Origin of the sequence: Tardiphaga sp. OK245 (assembly GCF_900108575.1) — a bacterium.
Classification (GTDB): domain Bacteria; phylum Pseudomonadota; class Alphaproteobacteria; order Rhizobiales; family Xanthobacteraceae; genus Tardiphaga; species Tardiphaga robiniae.
Genome location: NZ_FNWZ01000009.1, coordinates 66,964 through 93,267 on the forward strand (window position 1 = coordinate 66,964; position 26,304 = coordinate 93,267).

Annotated in this window: 28 protein-coding genes and 1 tRNA gene; 19 read left to right on the plus strand and 10 right to left on the minus strand. The window is 61.4% G+C overall.

Annotation, left to right across the window (positions count from 1 at the left end):
• The first annotated feature begins 15 nt into the window (after positions 1 to 15).
• The 4 genes from argE to BLW80_RS29400 are packed head-to-tail and all read left to right on the plus strand — an operon-like array spanning position 16 to position 3,292.
• Entirely contained in the window at positions 16 to 1,194 is a 1,179-nt protein-coding gene (gene argE / locus BLW80_RS29385) for an acetylornithine deacetylase (protein WP_093762120.1), read from the plus strand.
• A complete protein-coding gene (locus BLW80_RS29390; RefSeq protein WP_244528498.1) occupies positions 1,191 to 2,201 on the plus strand; it encodes an NAD(P)H-quinone oxidoreductase in 1,011 nt (336 codons plus the stop codon). Before argE ends, BLW80_RS29390 begins: the two co-directional genes overlap by 4 nt.
• 48 nt (positions 2,202 to 2,249) lie before the next feature.
• A complete protein-coding gene (locus BLW80_RS29395) occupies positions 2,250 to 2,675 on the plus strand; it encodes a GlcG/HbpS family heme-binding protein (protein WP_093762122.1) in 426 nt (141 codons plus the stop codon).
• Positions 2,676 to 2,683: 8 nt separating this feature from the next.
• Entirely contained in the window at positions 2,684 to 3,292 is a 609-nt protein-coding gene (locus BLW80_RS29400; RefSeq protein WP_093762186.1) for a glutathione S-transferase, read from the plus strand.
• An 8-nt stretch (positions 3,293 to 3,300) separates the two neighbouring features.
• Here the strand turns inward: BLW80_RS29400 and BLW80_RS29405 are convergent, their stop codons facing one another.
• Entirely contained in the window at positions 3,301 to 3,720 is a 420-nt protein-coding gene (locus BLW80_RS29405) for a hypothetical protein (RefSeq protein WP_139285971.1), read from the minus strand.
• Positions 3,647 to 4,792, minus strand: a complete 1,146-nt coding sequence (locus BLW80_RS29410; protein WP_093762126.1) for a GGDEF domain-containing protein — start codon at positions 4,790 to 4,792, stop codon at positions 3,647 to 3,649. The genes BLW80_RS29405 and BLW80_RS29410 overlap by 74 nt, the downstream gene beginning before the upstream one ends.
• Before the next feature lie 219 nt (positions 4,793 to 5,011).
• On the opposite strand from BLW80_RS29410, the gene BLW80_RS29415 reads away from it, so the two are divergent.
• Together BLW80_RS29415 and BLW80_RS29420 are read left to right on the plus strand one after the other, a co-directional pair.
• Positions 5,012 to 5,260, plus strand: a complete 249-nt coding sequence (locus tag BLW80_RS29415) for a hypothetical protein (protein ID WP_089264761.1) — start codon at positions 5,012 to 5,014, stop codon at positions 5,258 to 5,260.
• Between the two features lie 117 nt (positions 5,261 to 5,377).
• Positions 5,378 to 5,701, plus strand: coding sequence for a GrlR family regulatory protein (locus BLW80_RS29420; protein WP_089264760.1), 324 nt, complete (start codon positions 5,378 to 5,380; stop codon positions 5,699 to 5,701).
• An 8-nt stretch (positions 5,702 to 5,709) separates the two neighbouring features.
• Here BLW80_RS29420 and BLW80_RS29425 read toward each other — a convergent pair whose 3' ends face one another.
• Positions 5,710 to 6,123 carry a hypothetical protein gene (locus BLW80_RS29425; RefSeq protein ID WP_093762128.1) on the minus strand — a complete coding sequence of 138 codons (414 nt, stop codon included), beginning with the start codon at positions 6,121 to 6,123 and terminating at the stop codon, positions 5,710 to 5,712.
• 210 nt (positions 6,124 to 6,333) lie between these two features.
• On the opposite strand from BLW80_RS29425, the gene BLW80_RS29430 reads away from it, so the two are divergent.
• From BLW80_RS29430 to BLW80_RS29450, 5 genes are read left to right on the plus strand one after another with little or no spacing between them, the layout of a single operon-like run.
• Positions 6,334 to 7,341, plus strand: a complete 1,008-nt coding sequence (locus BLW80_RS29430; RefSeq protein WP_089265637.1) for an ABC transporter substrate-binding protein — start codon at positions 6,334 to 6,336, stop codon at positions 7,339 to 7,341.
• Positions 7,342 to 7,383: 42 nt separating this feature from the next.
• A complete protein-coding gene (locus BLW80_RS29435; protein WP_068732044.1) occupies positions 7,384 to 8,199 on the plus strand; it encodes an ABC transporter permease in 816 nt (271 codons plus the stop codon).
• Positions 8,200 to 8,202: 3 nt separating this feature from the next.
• Complete coding sequence (locus BLW80_RS29440; protein ID WP_093762130.1) at positions 8,203 to 8,988, plus strand: ABC transporter permease; 786 nt, start codon at positions 8,203 to 8,205, stop codon at positions 8,986 to 8,988.
• Positions 8,985 to 10,046 (plus strand): ABC transporter ATP-binding protein, encoded by a 1,062-nt coding sequence (locus tag BLW80_RS29445; protein WP_093762132.1) that lies wholly within the window; start codon positions 8,985 to 8,987, stop codon positions 10,044 to 10,046. The genes BLW80_RS29440 and BLW80_RS29445 overlap by 4 nt, the downstream gene beginning before the upstream one ends.
• Positions 10,046 to 10,885 (plus strand): phosphodiesterase, encoded by an 840-nt coding sequence (locus tag BLW80_RS29450; protein ID WP_502688646.1) that lies wholly within the window; start codon positions 10,046 to 10,048, stop codon positions 10,883 to 10,885. Before BLW80_RS29445 ends, BLW80_RS29450 begins: the two co-directional genes overlap by 1 nt.
• A gap of 1 nt (position 10,886) precedes the next feature.
• On the opposite strand, the gene BLW80_RS29455 is transcribed toward BLW80_RS29450, so the two are convergent.
• Positions 10,887 to 12,365 (minus strand): GH1 family beta-glucosidase, encoded by a 1,479-nt coding sequence (locus BLW80_RS29455; protein ID WP_093762188.1) that lies wholly within the window; start codon positions 12,363 to 12,365, stop codon positions 10,887 to 10,889.
• Between the two features lie 30 nt (positions 12,366 to 12,395).
• Positions 12,396 to 13,232 carry a siderophore-interacting protein gene (locus BLW80_RS29460; RefSeq protein ID WP_093762136.1) on the minus strand — a complete coding sequence of 279 codons (837 nt, stop codon included), beginning with the start codon at positions 13,230 to 13,232 and terminating at the stop codon, positions 12,396 to 12,398.
• 313 nt (positions 13,233 to 13,545) lie between these two features.
• Here BLW80_RS29460 and BLW80_RS29465 point away from each other — a divergent pair, with 313 nt between their 5' ends.
• On the plus strand, positions 13,546 to 14,367 hold the full coding sequence (locus tag BLW80_RS29465; RefSeq protein ID WP_093762190.1) for an aspartate dehydrogenase: 822 nt from the start codon (positions 13,546 to 13,548) through the stop codon (positions 14,365 to 14,367).
• Between the two features lie 3 nt (positions 14,368 to 14,370).
• On the opposite strand, the gene BLW80_RS29470 is transcribed toward BLW80_RS29465, so the two are convergent.
• The 3 genes from BLW80_RS29470 to BLW80_RS29480 all read right to left on the minus strand — a co-directional run bounded on the left by BLW80_RS29470 (position 14,371) and on the right by BLW80_RS29480 (position 16,924).
• Positions 14,371 to 15,045, minus strand: coding sequence for a peptidoglycan recognition protein family protein (locus BLW80_RS29470; RefSeq protein ID WP_093762138.1), 675 nt, complete (start codon positions 15,043 to 15,045; stop codon positions 14,371 to 14,373).
• A 121-nt stretch (positions 15,046 to 15,166) separates the two neighbouring features.
• Positions 15,167 to 15,982: a MetQ/NlpA family ABC transporter substrate-binding protein gene (locus BLW80_RS29475; RefSeq protein WP_093762140.1), complete on the minus strand. Its 816-nt coding sequence runs from the start codon at positions 15,980 to 15,982 to the stop codon at positions 15,167 to 15,169.
• A 33-nt stretch (positions 15,983 to 16,015) separates the two neighbouring features.
• A complete protein-coding gene (locus BLW80_RS29480; RefSeq protein ID WP_089265635.1) occupies positions 16,016 to 16,924 on the minus strand; it encodes an aliphatic sulfonate ABC transporter substrate-binding protein in 909 nt (302 codons plus the stop codon).
• Positions 16,925 to 17,347: 423 nt separating this feature from the next.
• Between BLW80_RS29480 and BLW80_RS29485 the strand changes: the two genes are divergently transcribed.
• The 6 genes from BLW80_RS29485 to BLW80_RS29510 all read left to right on the plus strand — a co-directional run bounded on the left by BLW80_RS29485 (position 17,348) and on the right by BLW80_RS29510 (position 23,275).
• On the plus strand, positions 17,348 to 18,310 hold the full coding sequence (locus BLW80_RS29485; protein ID WP_093762192.1) for an aliphatic sulfonate ABC transporter substrate-binding protein: 963 nt from the start codon (positions 17,348 to 17,350) through the stop codon (positions 18,308 to 18,310).
• Between the two features lie 207 nt (positions 18,311 to 18,517).
• A complete protein-coding gene (locus BLW80_RS29490) occupies positions 18,518 to 19,639 on the plus strand; it encodes a methionine ABC transporter ATP-binding protein (RefSeq protein WP_093762142.1) in 1,122 nt (373 codons plus the stop codon).
• Positions 19,629 to 20,294 (plus strand): methionine ABC transporter permease, encoded by a 666-nt coding sequence (locus tag BLW80_RS29495; protein ID WP_092151697.1) that lies wholly within the window; start codon positions 19,629 to 19,631, stop codon positions 20,292 to 20,294. The genes BLW80_RS29490 and BLW80_RS29495 overlap by 11 nt, the downstream gene beginning before the upstream one ends.
• 45 nt (positions 20,295 to 20,339) lie before the next feature.
• A complete protein-coding gene (locus BLW80_RS29500) occupies positions 20,340 to 21,134 on the plus strand; it encodes a MetQ/NlpA family ABC transporter substrate-binding protein (protein WP_502688647.1) in 795 nt (264 codons plus the stop codon).
• A gap of 1,105 nt (positions 21,135 to 22,239) precedes the next feature.
• Positions 22,240 to 22,313, plus strand: a tRNA-Gly gene (locus BLW80_RS29505).
• Between the two features lie 362 nt (positions 22,314 to 22,675).
• On the plus strand, positions 22,676 to 23,275 hold the full coding sequence (locus tag BLW80_RS29510; protein ID WP_093762144.1) for a hypothetical protein: 600 nt from the start codon (positions 22,676 to 22,678) through the stop codon (positions 23,273 to 23,275).
• A 6-nt stretch (positions 23,276 to 23,281) separates the two neighbouring features.
• Here BLW80_RS29510 and BLW80_RS29515 read toward each other — a convergent pair whose 3' ends face one another.
• Both BLW80_RS29515 and BLW80_RS30130 read right to left on the minus strand, forming a co-directional pair.
• Positions 23,282 to 23,782, minus strand: a complete 501-nt coding sequence (locus tag BLW80_RS29515) for a hypothetical protein (protein ID WP_139285972.1) — start codon at positions 23,780 to 23,782, stop codon at positions 23,282 to 23,284.
• A 163-nt stretch (positions 23,783 to 23,945) separates the two neighbouring features.
• Positions 23,946 to 24,515 carry a hypothetical protein gene (locus BLW80_RS30130; protein ID WP_139285973.1) on the minus strand — a complete coding sequence of 190 codons (570 nt, stop codon included), beginning with the start codon at positions 24,513 to 24,515 and terminating at the stop codon, positions 23,946 to 23,948.
• Positions 24,516 to 24,828: 313 nt separating this feature from the next.
• Here BLW80_RS30130 and BLW80_RS29520 point away from each other — a divergent pair, with 313 nt between their 5' ends.
• Positions 24,829 to 25,953: a serine hydrolase domain-containing protein gene (locus BLW80_RS29520; protein WP_093762148.1), complete on the plus strand. Its 1,125-nt coding sequence runs from the start codon at positions 24,829 to 24,831 to the stop codon at positions 25,951 to 25,953.
• The last annotated feature ends 351 nt before the right edge of the window (positions 25,954 to 26,304 follow it).

Below are 26,304 nucleotides of genomic sequence, written 5' to 3' on the forward strand. Positions count from 1 at the left end.
GTATTTGGAGTATAGATGATCGATCGAATAGCTCAAATACTTTGCGAGCTGATCAGTATTGAAAGTATAAGTTCAAATTCGAACCTCGATATCATCGCATATATCGAGCGGATACTAGCGTCGGCGGGCGTGTCTTCGCGCCGCGTGCCGTCGCCCGATGGAGGCAAGGCGTCGTTGCTTGCGACGATCGGTCCGGCAGATCGACCGGGTGTTGTTCTGTCGGCGCATACGGATGTGGTGCCGGTGGAGGGGCAGGCGTGGACCGTGCCGCCATTCGCTGGCGTCATCCGTGACGAGCGCGTCTATGGTCGCGGTGCCACCGACATGAAGGGCTTTCTGGCCGTGGTGCTCGCGGCCGTGCCGCGGTTGAAGGAGGCGGCAACGGCCGCGCCCGTGCATCTGGCGTTTTCCTATGACGAGGAAGTCGGATGCCGCGGCGCGCCCGATCTCGTACGGGTGCTTATGCAGTCTGTTGCACCGCCGGCACTCGCCATTGTCGGTGAGCCAACCACCATGCGCGTCGTTCGCGCGCACAAGGGCAAGGTCGCGCGGCGCCTGACCGTCACCGGTCGCACCGGCCATTCGGCGATGCCGCATCGTGCGGCCAATGCGGTCGATGCGGGCGTTGCGATCGCGCATGCGCTGCGGGGCTTCGCTGATGAGGAAGTCGCGCGCGGCGGCGATGCGGCATTCGATCCGCCATACACGACCATTCACGTCGGCTCGCTGCATGGCGGCAGCATGGTCAATCTGGTGCCGGAACGCGCCGTGCTGGAATACGAGATCCGCACCATGCCAGGCCGTGACGCCGGCGAGATTCTTGCGCGGATCGATGAGGTGGTTGCGCGCGAGCGTGATCGGCTGCGCGCCAGTGCGCCGGAGGCTGACATCGTCTCCGAGGAACTGTCGGCCTATCCCGGGCTCGAGACCGCCGCCGATGCCTCCATGACGCGTCTGGTCGCCGGAATGGCGGGCGATACGCAACCCGCAACCACAGTGGCCTTCGGCACCGAGGCGGGCCTCTATGCGCAGGCCGGCATCCCGACGCTGGTTTGCGGACCCGGCGACATGGCGCGCGGGCACAAACCCGACGAGTGGATCGGCTTCGACGAACTCGCGGCTGCGAACGCGATGATGGACAGGCTGGCGGATTTGCTGCGTCGGCCGAGTGAAGAGTGGATACGCGTATCATGAAGAACGAAGTGTCGACGATCATGTCGACCATGCAGGCGATCATCGCGACGCAAGCAGGCGGTCCTGACGTTCTGACCCAAGTCGAACGACCAGTGCCGGTGCCCGGTCCTGGCGAAGTGTTGATCGAGGTCGCAGCAGCCGGCGTCAATCGCCCTGATCTGATGCAGCGAAGCGGTGCCGTGCCGCTGCCGCCGGGTGTCACTGACGTGCTCGGGCTCGAAGTCGCTGGCCGCGTGGTCGGAGGCGACGCTGCGTTGCTGGGGCAGGCGGTGATGGCCCTGGTGAAGGGCGGCGGTTACGCGCGCTATTGCATCGCCAAGGCGTCGCATTGTCTTGCGGTGCCCGAGGGGCTGACGATGGAGCAGGCGGCGGCATTGCCCGAAGCGCTGTTCACCGTCTGGCACAATCTGTTCGAACGCGGCCGGTTGTCGAAGGGTGAGACCGTGTTGGTGCATGGCGGTGCCAGTGGCGTCGGCACCATCGCGATCCGCATGGCCATCGCTCGCGGTGCGACGGCGATCGCGACCGTGGGCAGCGATGCCAAGAAGAAGGCGGTGGAAGCGCTCGGCGCCGTCGCCATCAACTATCGTACCGACGACTTCGTTGTCGCAACGCGCGACGCCACAAGCGGGCGCGGCGTCGATGTCGTGCTCGACATCGTCGGTGGCTCCTATGTGGCGCGCAATCTCGATGCGCTGGCATCCGGCGGACGGCACGTCAGCCTGTCCTTCATGGAAGGCGGCGTGGTGCCGATCGATCTCGGACTGGTGATGCGGAAGGGATTGTATCTGACGTCGTCGACGCTGCGGCCGAAGTCCGACGAGGAGAAGACCGCAATCGCTGCCGCGCTCCGTGCCGAGGTACTGCCGCTGGTGGCATCCGGCGTAGTGAGGCCGCTGATCTGGCGCCAGTTGCCTCTCGGAGATGCAGCGCAAGCTCACCGCATTCTGGAAGCCAATGAAAACATCGGCAAAGTGCTGCTGCTGCCGGCCGGCGCCGCCGCGTGAGCGGCGCTGTCGAACGCAAATGCTACATGTCGATACTGGAGCTATCTAATGGCGACGACTAAGCCCTCTCTCAAGCTGACACATGAAGGCGCGCTCAAAGCGCTGGCTGGTGCCGTCGCCAAGGCAGAAGAGCTCGGCGTGGCGCAGAACGTCACGATCGTCGACGACGGCGGCAATCTGCTGGCGTTTGTCCGGATGGACGGCGCCAAATTGCTGTCGCGGGAAACATCGATGTCCAAGGCCATCACGGCCGCGTCGCATCGGCAGCCGACATCGCGGCTCAATCCCGCCGACGAGATCAAGCTGGCCATCGCAGGCGGTGGCCGCCTGACCAATCTCGAAGGCGGATTGCCCATCGTGATTGCAGGCCAGTGCGTCGGCGCGGTCGGCGTCGGGTCCGGCACCGGCGCGCAGGATGTCGAAGTCGCGCGTGCCGCGCTGGCAGCCATCGACGCTGAGGATCAGAAGCCATGAGCGCCAAGATCGAACTGTTTTATGCGCCGACCTCGCCTTACGTCCGCAAGGTGATGGCCTGCGCCATCGAGCTCGGGATTGCCGATCGTATCTTGAAGCTGCCCAGCGCAGCGCATCCGCTCAAGCGCGACGCGCGGATCGCAAGTTTCAACCCGCTCGCCAAGGTGCCGGCGGCGAAGCTGGCGGATGGCACGCTGCTGTTCGACAGCCGGGTGATTTGCGAATATCTCGACGACCTCGGACACGGTTCGCTGTTTCCGCGCGGCGCCGAGCGCTGGCAGGTGCTCACCGAGCAGGCGCTCGGTGACGGCTTGCTCGATGCTGCGCTGCTGACACGTTACGAGAACACGTGCCGGAGCGACGAGATCAGATCGGCGGAGTGGATCGATGGTCAGATGACCAAGATCGCTGCGGCCCTAGACCAGATGGAAAACGACGTCGCAATGTTTGGCACCCGCATCACCATCGGCAGCCTCACCATCGCCTGCGCGCTCGGCTATCTGGATTTCCGTTTCGCATCATTCGACTGGCGCAGCTCGCGGCCGGCCCTGACCGACTGGTTCGCAACCGTGTCGGAGCGGCCGTCAATGCGAGATACGTTTCCGGCCGAGGGGTAATTCGGTCGTCAGCTTTCAGCCTCGACCCAGTTCAGTGTCATCCGCATGGCATGGCTGTGCCGGGCGTCGATCAGCCATTGTTCTTCACGGTAGCAGATCGAGCGCAGCAGGCTCTCGATGGCGAAGGAGGCGAAGAACCGTGGCGTGATTTGCTCGACCTCGATGGGGCCGAGCGGAAAAGCGACGATCGACGCCGCCTTGAGGTGGCTGTCGTTGGGACGTGGTTCTGAGGCGCGCAGCAGATTGAGCGTCTCTATGGCAATGGTTTTCTGACCGGGCATCGGGGCATTCTGCCGAAAAACCTTACGCTGCCAGCCAGTGCTTAATTTTTCGTGGAACCGGGCGTCGCGCGGCTCAGGCGGCCAGATGAAAATCAGAAATCTGTACGCGATTCCGGCCGGCCGCCTTGGCTTGATAGAGCGCAGCATCTGCTCGGCTGAGCAACGCCTGCAATGTTTCCGGTTCAGATGACCGGATAGCGATCCCTACGCTGACCGTAGCATGGATAACACCGGCGGAGGTCGGGAAGGTCTTAGTTTCGAGCGTCGATCGGATACGCTCGGCAACAGCGGCTGCTGCTTTTGGGCTCGAGGCGGATAGGACAATGCAGAATTCCTCACCGCCCAGTCGCGCGGCAACATCTTCGGCGCGAATGTTCGAGAAGATGACTTCGGCAAAGGCCCGCAGCACGCGGTCGCCGGCGGCGTGGCCGAACCGATCGTTGATCGTTTTGAAGTGATCGAGATCCATCACCAGAATTGCAGTGTTGGATGCTGTCTCCGTTACCTTTTCGCCAAACAGCGCGCGCCGGTTGAGCAGGCCGGTCAAAGGATCGGTCATGGCATCGGATTTATGCCGGTTCGACGTCCGGATCTGGTTGATTGTCAGTGACAGTGCACCGATCCCGGTCAGACCGACGATCACCATCAGTGAATTGAACTGTTCTGCCCAATTCATCGGTCGATCGGTCAGCACGAATTGTCCGGTACGCAAGAGTTCGGCACCGCAAGCCACGAACGATGCGGCGGTGACGAGATAGAGTAGCGCATTTGCGACCATCAGCAGCGGTGCTTCGGCGCGCGCGTGCCAATATTGCGCGGCCGAGAGCGCAACGAGAAGGCCCGTGCCAAAATTCGCGGCCATCGTGCCGGTGCCGGTGTAACCAAGCGCAAAGCCGATGATCATCGGAACGAGCCCTGCAGTGGTGACGAGGGCGGCGCGGATCCAGTGAGCCTCATTCGAGCAGAATTGCGTGGTGCCCGCATAGATCACTCCGAAGCCGACAAGCAGCAATACGAATGCAGCGAGCTGTAACCTCGAATCATACTGTTCGAAGCCTGCATAGATGATGACGGCAACGACCGTGGTCGCGAGACCGATCGACCAAGTCAGCAGATAGGTCTCGGATCGCGCGACAAGCCAGGTGGCGAGCAATGTGAGCGCGAGCGCCGCGCTCGAGAGTCCGATCGCTGCGAAGATGGAGGACTGATCTAGCAACATGATGTCCGAACGCGGTGTAATTTATTTGATGCGCAATAAGCAGCACCCACTTACCACCGATCGCGGTCGGGGCCACCCATTTTGTATGGTGAGCAAAGCGTTACCAGGCCTGTGGACGGGATGTCCGGAGATCGTCGTAAGCCGTTCTTTGCGACGATTTGTGCCGGAACGAGACGCAGCCGTCGGCGTTTTCTTGCAGGGTGTTACAGAGGGTTGAACATGAAAAAGATTCTGGCGACGGCGGCAGCTGCACTGATGATCGCGAGTTTCACGGCGACGGCGGCGTCGGCGAAGAAAGTCCATCGCGGCTACAAGGCGCACCACGGATATTACGGGGCCTATGGCCAGATGCGAGGTCCCGCGATCTTTCGTGGCAATGCGGCGATGAGCGGCAATCATGGCAATTCTGCCTATGGCAGCAACTCGCTCGGCCATATCAAGGGCGGCAATATCGGGGGCGGCAAGTAGCGCGGCATTACATTGGGGAAGGCGAGATCGATCGTTTCAATGCGATCGATCTGGTTAACGTCTTTCTGATGGGTTGGTGGTAATTGGCTATACCGCAACTTACAGTTCAGGTTTGTCATGCTCCCGGATGGCCGTTATTCGGCGTGGTTTCGTATTCCCGAGAAGGAAGGCATGGGGATTATCACGCTCGCTGATGGTCGATTGTCGGGCGGCGATACGGTGATCGCCTATAGCGGTTCCTATATCCAGAACGGCGATGCTTTCACGGCGACGATTGCGACCCGCCGGCATGCGGACGGCCAGCCAACGATCTTCGGCATCGACGAGGTCGAGATTGATCTGGTCGGGACATCCAAAACCACGACGGCGTCCTGCAGAGGTGTCGTCAAGCAACGCCCCGGCGTGCCGTTTGAGGTCGTGCTGGTGCGCATGGAAGGCTAGCCTCCGGTCTATTCGCGCAACTCGTATTGATGTCGCAACAGCTGAACCATGTCCTGGACCCGCTGGCGCCAGGCACGCGCGTCAGGCACCGCGCCGGCGGCCGGCGTGATGCGCAACATGGCGTTCCATGGGCGCGTGCCATAGACGACCACCTCGAAGCCAGCTGTCGGACAGCCATCTATACCCTTTAGCGCGCGCAGGATCACATCTGCGATTTCCGACCGGTCAAGCGTGCGGGTGCTCTCGACCGCAAGTTGCGGCTCCAGCGATGCCGCCGGATTCTCCTCCGCGACGACCGGATCGAAACCGTCTCTGGTGTCCGCGTCTGGCTCAGGCCTGATCGGTTCGGGATCGCCTGGCCTCCTCATGAGTCGTTCGACCAGACCGAGCAGGCCTCGATCGCGTTCGGGCGTCTCTTTCACATCAACGGTCCAATATCAGCGGCGACGGGCGATTTCACATCCTCCGCGGGGTGTTGTCGATGGGCTTCACGGTCATTGCGGTGCACAAATGCGCTGCGGGTTGGCTTTGTCGCAAAAGTTTCATCCGCGGCCTATAGTGGGGCGTCACGCATTCCCCTCAGACTTCTATGCGCGGGCCTTAAAGCCTGCGTCAGGATGGAGACGATCGCCGTGAAACCGTTCCGCTTGGTATTTGCTCTGTCCGCGCTGGCGCTCGCCGCCCTATCGCAGCCCGCTCGTGCTGCGGATGTCATCTGCTACAACTGTCCGCCGGAATGGGCCGACTGGGCGTCGATGATCAAGGCGGTGAAGACCGACCTCAGCATTGAGATGCCGCATGACAACAAGAATTCCGGTCAGGCACTGGCGCAGATCCTCGCCGAGAAGGCCAATCCGGTCGGCGACATCGGCTATTTCGGCGTCACCTTCGGTATGAAGGCCAAGGCGCAGGATGCACTCGAACCCTACAAGCCCGCTGGCTGGGATCAGGTCGATGCCGGCCTGAAGGACTCCGAAGGCTACTGGACCACGATCCATTCCGGCACGCTCGGTTTCTTCGTCAACAAGGATGCCCTCGCTGGCAAGCCGGTGCCGAAGTGCTGGAAGGATCTCGCCAAGCCCGACTACAAGGGCATGGTCGGCTATCTCGATCCGACGTCGGCCGCCGTCGGCTATGTCGGCGCTGTTGCGGTCAATCTCGCGCTCGGCGGCACCGACCAGAATTTCGATCCGGCCATCGCCTTCTTCAAGGAGCTGAAGAAGAACGACGCGATCGTGCCGAAGCAGACGTCTTATGCCCGCGTCGTCTCCGGCGAGATGCCGATCCTGTTGGATTATGATTTCAATGCCTATCGCGCCAAGTATTCCGAGAAGGGCAGTTTCGAATTCGTCATTCCCTGCGAAGGCTCGGTCGTGTTCCCCTATGTGGTCGGTCTCGTGAAGAACGCGCCGCACAAGGACAAGGCTAAGAAGGTCATGGATTATCTCCTGTCCGACAAGGGCCAGGCGATTTGGACCAATGCCTACCTCCGTCCGGCCCGCAAGATCGAATTGCCGGAAGCCGTGAAGGCCAAATTCCTGCCGGATAGCGAATATGCCCGCGCCAAGAGCGTGGACTGGGGCAAGATGGAGCTGGCGCAGAAAGGCTTCAGCGACCGCTATCTCGCCGAAGTCCGTTGATGCACAATGGTGCCCCGGCGGGGGCAGGGGCACCATAGTTTCATGTCGCATCGTAATTTCATCTGGATCTGCCTGCTGCCGCTCGTGGTGGTGACAGCAGCCTTCTTCCTCTTGCCGATGGCGCAATTGCTCGCCGTCGGTGCCGGTGGATCGCGCGGCGTGTCCGCCTATCTCGCGATCATCACCGAGCCGCGCTATCGTGCCACGCTGATCAATACGGTCGTACTCGCTGCGGCGACGACCATCGCCACGCTGGTGATTGCCACCATCGCGGGCCTGTTTCTGCAGCGGCATCGCTTCCCCGGCCGCGCCGTGCTGATCGCGATGCTGACGTTTCCGCTGGCATTTCCCGGGGTCGTGGTCGGCTTCCTGATCATTCTGCTGGCCGGACGTCAGGGCCTGATCGGTGCCATCACCGCCGCGGTGACGGGCGAGAAAGTCGTGTTCGCCTATTCGATCTTCGGTCTGTTTCTCGGCTATCTCTATTTCTCGATTCCGCGCGTGATCCTCACGGTGATGGCCGCGGTGCAAAAGCTCGATATCGGGCTGGAGGAGGCGGCGCGTTCGCTCGGTGCGAGCCCGTGGGCGGTCCAGCGCGACGTGGTACTGCCGGCGCTCGGGCCGGCTTTCGTAGCCTCGGGCGCAATCGCCTTCGCGACGGCGATGGGGGCGTTCGGCACGGCCTTCACGCTTGCGACCAACATCGATGTGCTACCGATGCTAATCTATACCGAGTTCACATTGGCGGCGAATTTCGCGATCTCGGCGGCGCTGTCGATCGGACTCGGCGTGATCGCCTGGGCAATCCTCGCGCTGGCCCGCTCAATGAGCGGCGGCGCTGTCGCAGCGGCGGGGTAAGCCATGCGCGACCGCCTCATTTTCGCTGGCCAGCTCGGATTTACACTGCTCGTCGCGACGTTCCTCGTCGTGCCCGTTGTGTTGTCGATTTCCGCCGGCGTCACCGTCAACTACTTCCGTGGCATCCAGTCGGGCGTCACGCTGCAATGGGTGGTGCAGGTTTGGAACCTCTATGCCGGCGAAATCGGGCTGTCGTTTCTGATCGCCTTCGCGACCCTGGCGGTGACGCTGGTTGTCGGCGTGCCTGCGGCTTACGGATTGCACGTGAAGGGCGGGAGGTTGTCGCGCGTGATCGAGGAGATCATCACGCTGCCGCTGGCGATTCCCGGCCTCGCGATCGCGCTGGCGCTGCTGCTGACTTATGGCGGTTTCGGTGGCTTCCGGCAGTCGTGGCTGTTCATCCTCACAGGCCATGTGGTCTTCACCATGCCCTTCATGGTGCGCTCGGTGATGGCGGTGTTCGCTTCGGTGGACATCAAGACGCTGGACGAGGGGGCTGCCTCGCTCGGCGCCTCGCCATGGAGGCGGTTTTGCAACGTCATCGTTCCGAACGCCATGCCCGGCATTCTCGCCGGATCGCTGATGGTGGTGACGCTGTCGCTCGGCGAATTCAACCTGACCTGGATGCTGCACACGCCGCTCACCAAGACGCTGCCGGTCGGTCTCGCCGATAGTTACGCGTCGATGCGGCTCGAAGTGGCATCGGCCTACACACTGATCTTTTTCATCATGATTGTGCCTCTTCTGGTGGCGATGCAGATGTTTGCCGAGAAGGGCGAAACGAAATGAGCGCTGTTGCAGGCCACGGTGCGGCCGTTCATATCGAGAACTGCGGCAAGACCTTTCCGGATGGCACGCAGGCGCTGGCGCCGGCCTCGCTGGATATCGTGTCAGGCGAGACGCTGGTTCTGCTTGGCCCTTCCGGTTGCGGCAAGACCACTATGCTGCGGATTATCGCTGGTCTGGAGACGCCCGATGCGGGCGGCCGTGTGCTGTTCGACAAGACCGACATGACCTCGGTGCCGATCGAGCAGCGCCATGTCGGCATGGTGTTCCAGTCCTATGCACTGTTTCCTAACATGACGGTGGCCGAGAATATCGGCTACGGGCTCAAGATCCGCGGTGTCGACAAGGCCGCGCGGGCGGCGCGTGTCGCCGAGATGGTGGCGCTGACCAATATCGGCGGGCTCGAAAACCGCCGGATCGATCAATTGTCGGGCGGCCAGCGTCAGCGCGTTGCGCTGGCGCGCGCGGTGGCCGTGCGGCCGCGCGTGCTGCTGCTGGACGAGCCGTTGACGGCGCTCGATGCGTCGCTACGCGACCGGCTGCGCAGTGAACTCAACAGCCTGCTGCGCTCGCTCGGGATCACCGCGATCTATGTGACTCACGATCAGGCCGAAGCGATGGAACTCGGTGACCGCATTGTGGTGATGCGCAAGGGCGCTATCGCCCAGATCGGCACGCCGCGCGAGATCTACTTTGCTCCCCAGAACCGTTTCGTCGCCGAATTCGTCGGTGCGGCCAATATCGTCGAGGGGCCGGTGAGCGGGGGGCGGCTGACGTTGCCCGGTGGCTGGCTGGCGCTCGACGATGCCGCCGACAACGCTGCGGCAGTGGCGATGATCCGGCCAGAGACCATCGGAATTGTCGCCGAGGCGGATGCTTTCCTGCGCGGCATGGTTGAAAGCGTCGCCTTTATCGGTGATCGCCAGCGCCTCGTGGTGACGGGTGCGGCGAACAAGCCGTTGACGGTGGACGCGCCGAACACCATCAATGTGCGTGCAGGGGAGCGCGTCGGCCTGTCGGTCGCGTCTCAAGCGGTTCGCGTGTTGCCGAAAGAAGATTGATGTCGAAGCCCACCATCATCGCGCAGATCTCGGATCTGCATATCAAGGCGCCGGGCGAGCTGGCCTATGGCAAGGTCGACACGGCGAGGGCGCTGGAGCGCTGTGTCGCCGAGCTGAACGCGCTCGATCCGCGGCCGGATCTCGTTGTCATCTCCGGCGATCTCGTTGATACGCCGACGCCCGGCGAATACGAGCATCTGTGGCGACTGTTGGCGCCGCTCAAGATCCCTTTCATCGGCGTGCCCGGCAATCACGACGCCCGCGACATGATGCGCGCGGCATTTCCCGATTGGGCCTATGCCAAGTCGTCGGGGCCGCTCGATCAGGCGCGGACGGTTGGTCCGCTCGATATCATCCTGCTGGACTCGCATGTTCCGGGAAAGCCGCACGGCACGCTGGAAGCGGCAACGCTGGAGTGGCTGGATGCCACGCTGGCATCATCGCGCGAGCGGCCGGCATTGTTGTTCCTGCATCATCCGCCGTTCCGCACTGGCATCACCCATATGGACGTGCAGGACCTGTTCAATGCGGATGAGCTCGCTACCATGGTCCGCAAGTATCCGCGTGTGCGGATCGTCGCTGCCGGCCACGTGCATCGTGCGACGCTGACGACATTCGCCGGGACGGTTGCGACCATTTGCCCGGCGCCGAACCATGCGGTCGATCTCGACATCGCCGAATTGCGTCCGCCGTCCTTCCGTGTCGAGCCACCGGCTTTCCACCTGCATGTCTGGTTTCCGGATGGCGAGGAGGGCGGCCATCTGGTCACGCATCAGGTGCCGATCGGTGACTTCGACGGCCCGCATCCGTTCTTCGGCGCTGACGGGAAGTTGCTCTAAGCTAGACCAGCGCGTTGGTCGCGATTAGGCTGCGATAGAACTCCGCGCTGAGCTTCGGTGTACGCTTCTGCGTTTCGAAATCGACGTGATACAGCCCGAAGCGCTTTTCATAACCATCCGACCATTCGAAGTTATCCATCAGGCTCCAGTGGAAGTACCCTTTTACGGGAATGCCTTCCGACGTCGCGCGCTGCAGATGCGTGAGATAGTTCCTGAGATACATGACGCGGTCGAGATCGTGGATCTTGCCGTCGCCGGCTGGCCGGTCCGCAGCCGATGTGCCGTTCTCGCTGATATAGATCTGCTTGACGTTCCAGACCTCGGCGACATTGCGGGGCGCCCAATACAGCGCCTCCGGCCCGATCCGCAGCCAGTCTGAATCCATGCGCGGGAACGAGGTCGGGAATGGCACCAGTGCAAAGCCGTTTTGATCCCCACTCGCCACCACATAATATTGCGGCATGTAGACGTTGAGACCGACGAAATCGACGGGGGAAGAAATGATCTTCAGTTCTTCGGCGGTGAAGCTCGGCGCATTCTTGCCGGCATAGGCGAGAAACGCATCGGTGTATCTGCCTTCGAGGATGACGGTCATGTAGCCACCATTCATCTCGCGCGTTGCGATTTCGGCTGCGCGGATATTGGCAGGCGTCTCGATGGCCGGAACGCAGGATGCGACATTCTCGGCAACGCCGACCTTGGTGTCGGCGCGTCCATTGGCGCGGATCGCCTGCACAGCCATGCCATGGCCCAGTGCGACGTGATGGCGAACCTGGTTGAGCTGCGGCTGTGGCAGCTTGAGGCCGGGCGCGAGCTCGACCGGGCCGTGGCCATAGCCGAAATCCACGAAGGTCCCGCATTCATTGATGGTGAAGATGTTCTTGACGCGGTCGGTGATGCGCTGCGCGACATGGCCGGCATAGTCGCCGAATGCCTTCGACGTATCTGATGACGCCCAGCCGCCGATGCGATCCTGCAGCGCTTGCGGCAGATCCCAGTGATACAGCGTGGCGAATGGCTCGATCCCGTTGGCGAGCAACTCGTCGATGAGACGGTTGTAGAAATCCAGCCCTTGCGGATTGGATGTGCCCACGCCGGTCGGAAATACGCGCGACCATGACATGGAGAAGCGATAGGCCTTCGCGCCCAACGCCTTCATCAGCTGGACGTCTTCCTTGTAGCGATGGAAATGATCCACCGCGTGGTCGCCGTTGCCGCCGCCGCGAATCTTGTTCGGCGTGTGCGAATAGCTGTCCCAGATCGAGGGGCCGCGGCCTTCGGCCGAGACGGCACCCTCGATCTGATAGGCCGACGTCGCGGTGCCCCAGACGAAATCGGCAGGAAAACGCCGGTCGTTGGCAAGCGCGGCCGGTGTGGTCGCGGCTGTTTGAGCCTCGGCCTTCGCAGTCGGGACGGCGAGGCCGGCAGCGAGTGCGCCGGCCGCTCCGGTAAAATCGCGGCGCGTGAAACGATGGGACACCAATACTCCTGCTAGTTCAGGACGCGACGATCAGTCGTCATGCGGCTCATGATAATTCTCTGCGCCGCCTTTCCAATAGCCTGACGCCTTGACCCATGCCTTGGGATGCTGCCGCTCGTCGACGAGAATCCTGCGGAGGCGCTTGGCTACCTCGGATTCTCCGGCGATGAAGGCATAGCCGTCTCCAACGGGAAGTTTAAGGCTGCGCAGAGCATCCTCCATCAGGGTGGTCGATCCGGCGCTCTGCTGGCCACGATGCAGCCAGTTGATGGTGAAGGACGCCTTGGATGCGAAGATCTGCTCCTCGGCGGCGTCGGCGACTTCTGCGATCACGATGGCCCGTGTGGCAGGGCGCAGTTCTTCGAGTCGGCGGCCGATGGCGGGCAGGGCAGTTTCGTCGCCAATCAGCAGGTACCAGTCGAAGTCGTCCGGCACCACGAACGAGCCGCGCGGGCCGCCGATACCGATTTTATCGCCTGGCTTCGCTTCGGTGGCCCAGGTCGTGGCAGGCCCCGCATCATGAATGGCGAAATCGATGTCGAGCTCTTTCGCGGCTTCGTCATAGCGCCGCGGCGTGTAGTCCCGCGCGATTGGCCGCGCGCTCTCATCGACCAGCACGCGGCCTTCGCTGAAGGCGGGCATCAGGGGCTCGGCTTCGCCGGGGCGCGGGAAGAACACCTTGACGTGGTTGTCATAGGACGCGCTGACGAAGCCATCGAGGTCGTCACCGGTGAGGGTGATGCGCTTCATATGCGGCGTCACGGACGTCACGCGTTTGACGGTCAGCAGACGGCGCTTCAGCTCGTGGCGAACGCGCGTGATGTGATGAAGATCGTTTGAAATGATGTCTGAAGATGTTTCGGTCATGTGGATTCCCGGGGAATCCAGATCGGCCTGTTTGACGCAGAGTCGCGCAGGTCGAGCCTGGATCAGGTTCGATCGGCGCGTTGGTTCACGTTAACGCTTACGTGCGGCCTCGCCGAGACAGCAATCACGGCAGAGGTAGCGAAACGTCCTTTTACGTGCAAGCCCGGGATTGTCGCACGTGCTGCACGATGGCGTGAGGCCGGAAGCCTTCTAAACTGGGTGACGTCACCGCATGGACATTGCAGCCTTTCCGGGGGAGAACCGTTTCCGGATGTGGCGGCATGCCCCTGAATCATTGGACGAGATCGACGTAATGAGCACTGAAGCAAAGTCTCCCACGCGCGTGGCCATTGTTGGCCTTGGCCCGATCGGCCGCAAGGTGGCCGAAGCCCTGGACCGCGGCATCGATGGCCTGGTTCTGGCGGCGGTCGCCGTGCAAAATCCGGAGAAGCATCAGGCGTTCCTGTCCTGTCTCGGCAAGGCGCCGCCGGTGCTGCCGATCGCGGATCTCGTGGATGTCGCCGATATCGTGATCGAATGTGCGCCGGCCAAGCTGCTGCCCGAGATCGTCAAGCCGTTCGTCAGCAAGGGCAAGACCGCGATTGTGCTGAGCGCTGGAGCGCTGTTGTTCAATGAGGATCTCGTCGCGCTGGCCAAGCAGAACGGCGGTCAGATCGTGGTGCCAACCGGGGCGCTGATCGGCCTCGACGCGGTGACGGCTGCAGCCGAGGGCAAGATCAACTCGGTCCGCATGGTAACGCGCAAACCGGTGAAGGGTCTCGCCGGCGCGCCCTATATCGTCGAGAACAAGATCGACATCGAGAGCATCACCGAACCCCTGAAGATTTTCGAGGGCACGGCGCGCGAGGCCGCCAAGGGCTTTCCCGCCAATCTCAATGTCGCCGTCGCGCTGTCGCTCGCGGGCGCGGGCCCTGATGCCACAACGCTGGAAATCTGGGCCGATCCGGCGTTGACGCGCAACGTTCACCGCGTCGAGGTGGATTCGGATTCCGCACGCTTCTCGATGCAGATCGAGAATATCCCGTCGGAGAACCCGAAGACCGGACGCATCACGGCGCTGTCGGTGATTGCCTATCTGCGCAAGCAGCGCGCGGCACTGCGCGTCGGGACCTGAAGCCTATTTGCTGCTTTCGGCTTGATGCGCAGGGGCTATCTGCTGCGCAGTCTCGATTCCCTGGGTCCGGGCGATCCTGGCGAGTTCGCAGCCTTCGCAATAGCGGCGATCCTTATAGTCGATCCAGTTATGGGCGAAGACACGCTCATTCGGGATGTCGTAGCGGGCCTGCAGCACGCGGACCAACACGCGCCACGCTGCGATCTGCGCGTCAGTCGGCGGCTTGCGGACATTGGGGTAGTTGCCGACGAACTCGACCCCGATCGATGAGTCATTGTCGATCTGCTGATAGGTCCCGCTGTTGTCGATATACTTGTTGTCGTTGCGGTTGCCGCGGTTGAGATGGTTCGGCACCGCCCATTCGGGCGTCGACCAGTAAACCGTGCCGTCGGTCTCGATCCAGATGGCGACGCCGCGACGATCGGGTTTCTGCATCTGCGCGACCGCGTTACGCCAGGCGGAGCCGACCGCGCCTTCCGACTGATGCACGACGATGTTGCGCCATTCACGGGCGTGGCGGAGATCGGTCCATGGCCTTAGCCAGACCATGTTGAGGCCGGGAATGTCGGGGGTGCCGCGCGAGCGGGCGGCGATCTCGAAGTTTGACAGCGTCTGGGCGGTCGCCGGTGTGGCGATCGCGCACAAAGCCAGCAATACCCCGACGATCCGATCTCTCATGTCCTCGTTTCCGAAGGCGTCTCATAACGCCTCCGGAAAGCGTAACCGAGCCGCGCTGGGAGTCAAATCCGCGGCTCGGTATGATCGTCGCGCTAGGGCAGCCTGCGCGCGTAGGTTGCGCTCAGTTGAAGTATTCGGGCAGGGTGAAGCCGGCGTAGAACTTGTCGTTGCGGATCGCGGCCTTGAACGTGTCCGATTGATAGGCCGCAACGATGTCCTTCGCCCACGGCGCCTCGGCATTGCCCCGGCGGACGGCCACGACATTGGTGTAGGGCTTGGTCATCTTTTCCAGCGCGAAGGCCTCGGTCAGCTTCAGCCCGCTATAGATCGCGAAATTGCCCTGCACGGCGGCGAAGTCGGCATCGCCGAGGGCGCGCGGCGCCTGCGCGTTTTCCAGCGGCACGATCTTGATGCCCTTTGGATTCTTGATCACGTCGAGCTCGGTGACATCGACGGGGTTATTGTCCTTGATCTCGATCCAGCCGAGATCGCGCAGGATCCACAGCGCGCGCTGCAGATTCACGGGATCATTGGGCACCACCACGGTGGCGCCGGCCTTCACGGCATCGGACGTCTTGTGCTTGGTCGAATAGAGGCCCATCGGCGGCGTCGGCACCGTGATAATGCCGGTCAGGTCGGTCTTTTGGCGCTGGTTATAGCTGTCGAGGAACACCGTGTGCTGCATCACATTGGCGTCGATGTCGTTCTTGAACACTGCGGTGTTGGCTTCCAGGCCCGTCGAGAACTCATAGTATTTGACGGTGTAGCCCTTCTTTTTCAGCTCGGGCTCGACGCCCTTCTTGAAGCCGTCGATATAGGGGCCGGGCACGAATCCGACCTTCAGTTCAGGCTTGGTGGCGGACTGCGCGTCGGCATGATCACCAAAGGAGACGAGTGCGAGCATCGCGGCGGCGATGACGGAGAGGGCGGTCTTCATTGTCGTTGTCTTTCAGGGAATGTCAGAATGGGATTATTTCGGCGCCCAGATCTTCACGTCGCTGGCGTCGACCTTCACGGGGATCAGCTTTTCGTTGAAGAAGGCGTCGGCGATGATCTGCTGTTCGGACAGGCCGGCTTTGGTGACGGCGCCGACCTTGTAGGAGCGGTGGCTGTTGGCTTCCTCGACAGTGGCGGCGTCGATGCCCCACAGGCTTGAGAGGAGCTTGGCGGCTTCCTTCGGCTCGGCCTTGGCCCATTTGCCGGTCTCATCGAGCTTCTTGAAAATGACGTTCAGGACGTCGCCGCGCTTGTCGGCATAGGCGGCCGACGAGAGATAGTAGCGCTTGTAGCTGGCAAGTCCGTTGCTGCCGTCCGCAAGCACGCGCGCATTGGACTGACGCTGCGCGCTGGTGAGGAACGGGTCCCACGCCACCCAGGCATCGACATTGCCGCCGACAAAGGCGATGCGGCCATCGGCCGGCGGTAGATAGGCCGGCTGGATGTCCTTGAAGGTGAGGCCGGCCTTGCTCAGCGCAGCGAGCAGCAGGAAGTGGCTGCCGGCACCCTTGGTCACCGCGACCTTCTTGCCCTTGAGATCGGCGACCGTCTTGAGCGGCGACTCCGCAGGAACCACGATAGCCTGCGCGGCAGGCGAGGCGGCTTCCTCGGCGATGTAAGCGAGCTTGGCGCCGGCCGCCTGCGCGAACAGCGGCACGGTGTCGGCGACATCGGCGCCGAAGTCGACATTATTGGTGTTGATGGCCTCGAGCAGCGGCAGGCCGCTGGTGAATTCGTGCCAGCTGATCTTTACGCCGAGCGGCGCGAGCGCCTTCTCCAATTCGCCATTGGTCTTCAGCACGGCGATCAGCGTCGACGACTTCTGATAGCCGATGCGCACCGTGTCCGGTGTCTGCGCGCAGGCGAATGAGACCGACAGCATGGAGGCTACAGCGGCCAGTTGCAGCGCCCGGGTGCGCCGGAACACGAAGCGTTCGATGAAGCGGGCGATGTGGATCGGAAGCATGTTGGCACTGCTTTGCTGATGATGTTTCGTGAGCAGCAAAGGTGCGAGAGCGGCTCGTTTCCGTCAATGAAATGGCCAACTGTAGTTCCGGGCGCGGCGATGCAGGCATGCTGCGATGGCCGTGTTGTGCAGCGGAAACGTTCTCTGCATGCCTTCCGGGTGGCTCCGCAAGAGCAGGTTATTTCCCCGCGGCGGAGATGAAGCTGCTCCGGGAGCCGACGTCAGGATTGCAAAACTTGCAGACTGCCCGCGACCTTTGAAAGCACAATCTTCGCAATCGCGCGTAGCGTTTGACCATCACGCCCTTGCATCCCCCGGGCGCAAATGGAGCAACAGCGCATGTCCTATTCCCGACGATCCGTGGTCGCAGGTCTCTCCGCAGCACTGTTGCTGTCCGCCGGGCTCACCGCATCGCCGGTGACTGCGCAGGAGCTGAAGGAAATCCGCATCGGCTTTCAGAAGGCCGGCATCTTCCCGGCGGTGAAGCAGCGCGCGACGCTCGAAAAAGTATTCAAGGAAAAGGGCATCAGCGTGCGCTGGGTCGAGTTCCAGTTCGGGCCGCCGATCCTCGAAGCGATCAATACCGGCAATGTCGACTTCGGCTATGCCGGCGACGCGCCGCCGATCTTCGCGCAGGCTGCGCGTGCCAATCTCGTCTATATCGCCGCCATTCCGTCGCGCGGCTACAATCAGGGCATCGTGGTTCCCGAGAATTCGCCGATCAAGACGCTCGCCGATCTCAAGGGCAAGAAGGTCGGCTTCGGCAAGGGATCGAGCGCGCATAACACCATCATCGCCGCGCTGGAGAAGGCCGGACTGACCTATGCGGATATCACGCCGGTCTATCTCGGCCCCGCCGACGCGGTGGCAGCATTCGCCGGTGGTAATATCGACGCGTGGTCGATCTGGGATCCGTATCTGGCGCTCGCCGAGGGCAAACAGGCGCGGGTGATTGCCTTCTCCAAGGACGTGCAGGATTCGATTTCGTTCTTCCTCGCCAACAAGGATTTCACCACCAGGCATCCGGACATCGTTGCGCGGTTCAACAAGACCTTTGCCGATGAAGGAAAGTGGGCCGAAGCCAATCGCGCCGAGGTGGCGACGCGGCTGCAGGAGGCGACCGGTGTCGACAAGGCCGCCACCACGCGGGCCGTCGAACGCTCGAACTACACGGTGGTGCCGATCAATGACCGGATCATTGCCACCCAGCAGGAGACAGCGGATCGCTTCCACAAGCTCGGCCTGATCCCAAAGGCGATCAACGTGAAAGACATCGTCTGGACCTGGACTCCGGGCTCCTGATCTCCCGAAAACTCGCCGGGAGACGATTAGCGCTGTCACCAGCCGTCTCCCGGCACTCTTTTGCTCCCGCAGGCCATTGAAACCGCTGGATTTTCCTCATTTGTGCAGTGCGGTTGAAATGTTGCCCGAAATCAGTAGGTTGCAGCCACGGCGCCCGCGATACGCAGGCCGGCCCCGTGCTTCACAACTGCGCAGAAACGTCATTCAATGAACGCTCCCCTGTCCAAGCCGACCGGAGCGCCCGTGCCAGTTCTCGATCCGCAAGATCCTGGCCAACAAGGGCGTGCCATCATCTCCTTCGATGGCGTCAGCAAGATCTTCCCGTCGCGGAATGATTCCGCCGAGGTGAAGGCGGTCGACAATATCGATCTCGTGGTGCCCGAAGGCGCCATTGTCGGCGTGATCGGCAAGAGCGGCGCCGGCAAGTCGACCCTCATTCGCCTGATCAACGGGCTTGAGCAGCCGACCCACGGCAAGGTCACCGTCGACGGCCTCGACATCGGATCGCTGGATGAGAAGGCGCTGCGTCAGGCGCGCCGCTCCATCGGCATGATCTTCCAGCATTTCAACCTGCTGTCGTCGCGCACCGCCTTCGACAATATCGCGCTGCCGCTGGAGATCGCCGGCACGCCGCGCAACCAGATCAAGGGCATCGTCGAGCCGCTGCTCGACATGGTTGGTCTCGCCGACAAGCGCGACCGTTATCCGGCCGAACTCTCCGGCGGCCAGAAGCAGCGCGTCGGCATCGCACGCGCGCTCGCCACCAAGCCGAAAGTGCTGCTGTCGGACGAGGCGACTTCCGCGCTCGATCCGGAGACCACCGCGCAGATCATCGCGCTGCTCAAACAGATCAATGCCGATCTCAATCTCACCATTCTCTTCATCACCCATGAAATGTCCGTGGTGAAGAAGCTCGCGCAGCGCGTCGCCGTGATGGAAGGCGGCCAGATCATCGAGCAGGGCACGACCTACGAGATCTTCTCGAAGCCGACCCACGCCACGACCAAGCGCTTTGTCGGCGAAGTCACCGGCGGCAATGTGCCGGAATGGCTGCAAAGCAAGCTGCTGGCCGATTACGCACCGGGCCGTCAGGCGGTGATCCGCATCGCCTTCACCGGCGCCGATGCCGATGAGCCCGTACTCTCCAGGCTAACGCGTGCCTATGGCGTGGACTTCAACATCATGCATGGCCAGATCGAATATGTTGCCGATCATCCGTTCGGCACGCTGATCGCCTCCGTCGCGGCCGAGCCGGAATTGCAGGCCAAGCTGATCGCCGATCTCACCGCGACCCGCAACACCGTGGAGCATCTCGGCTATGTCGCCTGAACTGATCAACATGATCCTGTGGTCGACGCTGGACACGCTCACCATGGTGGCGCTGGCGGGCATTTTCGGCACGCTGGCCGGATTGCCGCTCGGCATCTTCCTGGCGACCAGCCGGGCCGGTGAGCTGTTCCCGGCGCCGAACGTCAATCGCATCGTCGGTCTTGTGGTGAATGCCACGCGCTCGACGCCCTTCATCATTCTCGTCGTGGCCATCGTGCCGCTGACGCGGCTGATCGCCGGCACCTCCATCGGCACCAGCGCCGCCGTGGTGCCGCTGACCATCGCGGCGACGCCGTTCATTGCGCGCGTCATCGAAGGCGCGATCCGCGAGGTCGATCAGGGCCTCGTCGAAGCCGCGCGCGCCTTTGGTGCCAGCCCGCTGCAGATCGTCTGGAAGGTGCTGTTGCCGGAAGCGATGCCGGCGGTGACGCTGGCGCTCACGCTGGCGACCGTCAGCCTGATCGGTTATTCCGCCATGGTCGGCGCCGTCGGCGGCGGCGGGCTCGGCGATCTCGGTATCCGCTACGGCTATCAGCGCTTCATGCCGGAAGTCATGGCGACGGTCGTCGCCGTGCTGATCTGCCTCGTGCAGGGCGTGCAGAGCCTTGGCGACTTCATCTCGCGCCGCCTCGACAAGCGCACGCGACATTCCTGAGTGGTCACCCGCATCAGCGGGCCCGCTCATACTCGTTTACTCACAATGGAAAACACAATGTCTCTCCGTCGTTACTTTCTCTCCATCCTCGCTTTCGCCGCGCTCACCGGCGCCGCGTCAGCCGAGACCATCAAGGTCGGCGTGACCCCGGGTCCGCATGCGCAGGTGCTGGAAGCTGCCAAGGCCGTCGCCGCCAAGAAGGGCCTCGACATCCAGATCATCGAATTCTCCGATTACGTGGTGCCGAATGCGGCGCTGGAAGCCGGCGACCTGCAGGCCAATTCGTTCCAGCATCAGCCCTATCTCGACAACCAGGTGGCAGATCGCAAATACAAGATCGTCGCTGTGGGCAACACTATCAACTTCCCGATGGGCATCTATTCGAAGAAGGTGAAGACCTGGGACGAGGTCAAGTCAGGCGCCACGCTGGCGATCCCGAACGATCCGACCAATGGCGGCCGCGTGCTGATCCTGCTGCGCGACAAGGGCATCATCAAGCTGAAGGATGGCGTCGGCTTCAAGCCGACCTTGCTCGACATCACCGAGAATCCGAAGAAGCTGAAGATCACCGAAGTCGATGCCGCGCAGCTGCCGCGCACGCTGCCTGACGTCGACGTCGCAGGGATCAACACCAATTACGCCACCCAGGCCGGCCTCGATCCGGTGAAGGACGCGATCCTGCGCGAGGATCCGAAGGGCCCATACGCCAACATCATCGCCGTGCGCGCGGTGGACAAGGACAAGCCCTGGGTGAAGACGCTGGTGGAAAGCTATCAGTCGCCGGAAGTGAAGGCGTTCATCGACGAGAAGTTCAAGGGCTCGGTGCTCGCGACCTGGTAAGGTCCTTCTTTTCCTCCCCCTTGCGGGGAGGGTGGCCGGCCGCTTGGCCGGTCGGGTGGGGGTGCCACAAGCGGCGCCCTCACGTGGGGCAACCCCCACCCCGGCCTCCGCTTCGCTCGGCCGACCCTCCCCGCCTAGCGAAGCTTCGCTTCGCGCGGGGGGAGGGATATTTCTGGCGCCGTCGCGCCATCGCATCTCCAAAATTTCAAAGAGCCACGCGCTCGCATTCTCGCGGCGCCAATGGCGTCCGAGTTTTGCGCATTCCTTCCCACCCTCAATCGAGAGGGCGTGCGGAACGCCGGGTGCCCGTTGCACCCTTGGGCCTGATGCGATGCGGTCTTCCGCAATCTATAGAGTGCATCAGGACTTTCGGACGCGCTGGGCGAAGTGCCCGGCGTTCCGCCTGCGGTGTTTTTTCGGTTGCCTGCACATCTGCCTTGGCGAACGGCCCCATCACCAAAATTAGTGTCCCAGGGCGGAGGGACAGGGTAGCCTCAAGCACTTAAGCCGGACGCGTTTCGATTTGGTCGTCCGTCACACCGTCCAGGGATCTTTCCATCTCAAGGTCGGCCGTCTCCTTGCCAGTGGCAGTGCTGGCGCAGACCCGTCCTGCCCGAAGACAGACGTTACCCATGAACCGCGTGACGCCGCATCTCCGGCGTCCACCGCATCCAGCCCCGCGAACGTGACGATCGCGCTCGCCCCTCTCATCGGGGCCGGACGAGGGGGAATATAATCAGTGTAGGGATATTGTCAACGGAAGATAGGAAAAAATGTTAAGCGCCGTATCGCTCCCCCAACACTCGTCATTCCGGGGCGCGGGCGCGCCTTCGCGCGCGAACCCGGAATCTCAGCATAGGAATCTCCAGACAGCGCAAAACACTCTGAGATTCCGGGTTCGCATTTCAGCGGCTTCGCCGCTTCCATGCGCCCCGGAATGACGAGCGAGGCGGCCCGGCATCTACGGTCGGCCTTCAGCCGTACATCGCATGTCCACACGTCATCCCCTTGAAATCCAACCGCAATCCGCCGGTCGCAGCGGGCAGGGGATGCGACCTCACATGAGGTTGAGACCCGCCGCGCAACGTGTTACCTGACGCGGCGCGCGGGTATAGCTCAATGGTAGAGCAGCAGCCTTCCAAGCTGAATACGAGGGTTCGATTCCCTCTACCCGCTCCATCCCTAAACATCAGGTAGATCAAACGCTTACGCCATGTTTTGTGTCCGTAAGTCGACGCAAAGTGCCGATGTGAAATGCGATTTCGAGCGCTGGTCGGGCCGCAATTGCCCCTAAGTATTTGATCCTACCTCCTTTTTCGAGATGACGCTTTAAGACGCTAGATTTTCAGGCTGAATACGCAGCCCCGCGACGAATGTTCGCAGTCCACTCCCTCAAGTACCTAAGCGGATTCGCGTGCACGTCGAGATGAATAACGATTGGCCGAAGCGTGTTCTCTTGTATCGCGGCTACCTGTGCGGGTAGCTTTCTGTATTGATCGATGAATAGCCGGTGCAGACGAATTTTTTGAGGGGGGCGCGCGATGTTCGGGTTTGGGAAAAAGCCGATTTCAGCGATGGAGTTCGGTCAGGGAATAGTTCAACTGGCCAGCGAGGCTATGTCGTTGGATTGTAGTCGCGCTTTGGGCATGAGGTTCGAGAATTGGGACGGGTCGAAAGGATGGTCCAATTTCCTCCTGAGTAGGGGGATTCCGATCGAGACCCAAAAGCTTCATTTCAGGCTATGGACGCATGTCGCCATTCAAACGTTTTGTACTCGGTTCGACGGAGCAAAACGGCACACCATCATCGAGGGAGCCATGAGAGTTATCTCTGGTGTAATCCCAGGCTACGACATGAGCACGACGTACCGTGCTTTGGAGGACGCGTTTCAAGGTCATTATCAGTTTGATGACAGGGTGGCGCGATTGACGAATTTAGAGGGCGGCATCAGTTATCTCCCAAACCCGCAGGCGCACGCCACAGCCGCCAAATACTTGATCCAAGAATTCGCGCTTCGACACATGCCTAATGCGCAAGCATTCATCGGTGATTTCTCATCGTACACGGGCACGGTCGGCGCCTCAATCGGTACGGTTTCTAGAGCCGTTGATCATATCGAAAAATCTTTCAAAGTAGCCTAAGTCGATTCAAGCCTTCTGCTTAGTCTCGGCGAGAATTCCTTTAAAGCGATCTTGGAACATTGGAGGCAGATGCTCGTCAAATCGCATGTACCTGGCGAAAAGTGGCTGTCCTTCACCGTAAAATTTAAGGATGCGCTCTTTCGCTGCCCTGACATTTTTGATGGCTGCCATTTTCTCGTTTTGATCGGTCATGTCGGCCATCTCGGCGGAAAATACACCTACATCGATAACGTTCTGCTGAAAGCTCTTGAGGTAGGTGACGACATCGTCACCAAAGAAGAAATATGAGGCCTCAACAGTTTCGCCGAACTCGAACTCCTCCTTCTGATTCAGCTTTCCTGCGGACGATATTTTTCTTACTGCCTCACGGGTTGAGAGGTAGATCGCATGTCGGCGGTCGAATAGATCAAGTGCAAACTTCAGCTTTGCAGTTCGGTATTGGTAGTAACCGATCAGAGCCACGAAGGCGCTTGTCCCGGCCGCAATTAGCCACTGAATTGTAGTCATGTCCTGCCTCAGACTGTTCAACACCAATGAATGTCGCGCCGACGCAGCGCGCTCAAAACAGATGTGAGCTACAATAAAGACTCTTATCAACGAACCTTCGCAAGCCGCTTCCGCTGAATCAGTCGGGCCAGTTCGTAGCTGCCTAAAGCTCTGCCTCAGAAAACTATTTCAGCTTTAGCCTCGGCCGCTTAATGCGCCTTGGCTTTTGCATTACATTTCTTGTCATACTTCCAGTACGAGTTCGTATCTCGAAATTCAGCCATACAGTGTAACGGTCGCAATAAATATAGTAGGCTTCTTGTTCAGCTAGAAGCGTAGCATTGACATGGAATGTGCGGAGCTTGCGGAGATCGTTCACCGGCCGCTTTAGTTTGGCAAGACTTTCAAGATTCGCAAACGCCAGCTTGCCGCTGTTATCATCCCACAAGGCCCAATGAGCATACTGATTGCGGATTTGCAGGCATCTCCGGATTATGGCTATCGCATGTTGAAAATTCGGTGTGAGGTGGTGATGCGCAAAATGCGATCTTCCAAGTGTTTCTGCTCGATCTATCCGCTTTGTCTCTCCGCGTGTTGAATACATTGATTTCAAAATTGCATTCAAGTTTGCGCCGCATGCCATCTGAACACAATTCATCAGGCCTATTTCCAGATTGGAATACCCCAGCAACAGGCGGCCGACGGCAGCACCCTCGGCAGCAAATCTGTAGAATGGGTTCAGCTTCTGTGTCACGAGCCCAATGTAATCAACGAAAGCGCTACGATACTATCTAAAAACGGATGAGCTAGCCTCCGCCCATTTTGTCGTGACCTCATACTCCATTCATGATCTTCTTCCTCAAATCCCTCGACCACGACGGGGATAAGATCCCGCTTCAGGAAAAGGCTGGTGCTGAACTTCGCGCAGCGAGTGGAAGATGCCGAGGACGGCGAAGACCGGGTGCAGGCACCTCTCTTCTAGCAAGACTCGCGTCTCAATAGCTTGCCGCCGCCTCCTATCCGGTCAATAACCGCGCGGTACGATCCCAAGCGAGCCCGATATCCCCATGACTGAACCACGCTATTTCCCCGCCCACAGCGCCTGGGACCGCATCGCCCCCCACGCCGCCGGCTACGCCCCCGACAGACTCGCCGCCGCCGTCGCCTTCGCGCAGGCCAATGAAACGCCGTGGCCGCGCGGCTTCTATTACGATGACGGCCGCTATGCGCCGAATGTGGACTGGAACGAGACCGGGCCATGGAGCGCGGTGCTGGGGCCGGTGCGTGCGCGCGGCGGGTCGGCGGGTATGGTGCTGCAGAATGGTCGCGTGCTGGCGGCGTGGGGCGAGACCGCGCGGGCGGATATGACCTTCTCCATCGCCAAGAGCTATCTCGCCGTGCTGACGGGTCTCGCGGTCGATGACGGGCTGATCGGGGATATCGACGAGCAGGTAGCCACGCGCGTGCCCGGGCCACTGTTTGCGGATGCGCATAACGCCAAGGTTACCTGGCGGCATCTCTTAGAGCAGACCAGCGAATGGCGCGGCGAGCTGTTCGGCAAGCCCGATCAGATCGATCACAACCGTCTGGTCGCGCCGAATGCCGACAACAGCCGCAAGGGCGAGCTGCGCGAGTGGCAAACGCCGGGCAGCTTCTACGAATATAACGATGTGCGCGTGAACCTGCTGTCGCTCTGCCTGCTGAAACTGTTCAAGCGGCCGCTGCCGGAGGTGCTGCGTGCGCGCATCATGGATCCGATCGGCGCGTCGAAGGACTGGGAGTGGGTCGGCTATGACAATTCCTTCGTCGAGATCGATGGCCAGCGGATGCAGTCGGTGCCGGGCGGCGGCCATTGGGGCGGCGGCATGTTCATCGGCGCGGAGGACCATGCGCGCTTCGGCCTGCTCATGGCGCGCGGCGGCGACTGGAATGGAAAGCGGCTGCTGTCGCAGGCCTGGGTCGACGCGATGTGGACGCAGTCGTCACAGCAGCCGAATTACGGCTTCCTGTGGTGGCTGAACCGCGGGCCGCATGCCAACAAGAATGCGCCGGACACGGCGGTCTATGCGCTTGGTGCCGGCGGCAACATGATCTGGATCGATCGCGACGCGGAGATGATCGCGGTGACGCGGTGGCTGCCCAGCGCGAAGGCGCCGGAGTTCATCCGGCAACTGATCGCGGCGCGCATCTAGGGCGTTTTCGTTCGGACGTGGAGCTTTCAAGCTTCCACCTTGGCGGTGCCGCGCAAGGGAGGCAACGCAGGCGGGGCGTTGCGGGATAGGGCATTCTTCCGCTTCCGGATGAGCCGCTGCTCGGCTTCCGCGTCGCTTTATCTCAAGCCGATTCCGGTCGTGAGATAAACGGCGATCAGGAAGGCGCAACCTGCCAGTGGCAGGGCAATCAAACGTAAAATTTGTGCTTCCGAAATCATCTGAGGCACCTATGTCGGCAGCTTCGATGCGAAGATGGCAGTTTATGCTTAATGCGCGGTAAATAGCTCTCCGGCCAGTCGTTGCGTCCGGTATCGAGCAGGGCCCGTATCA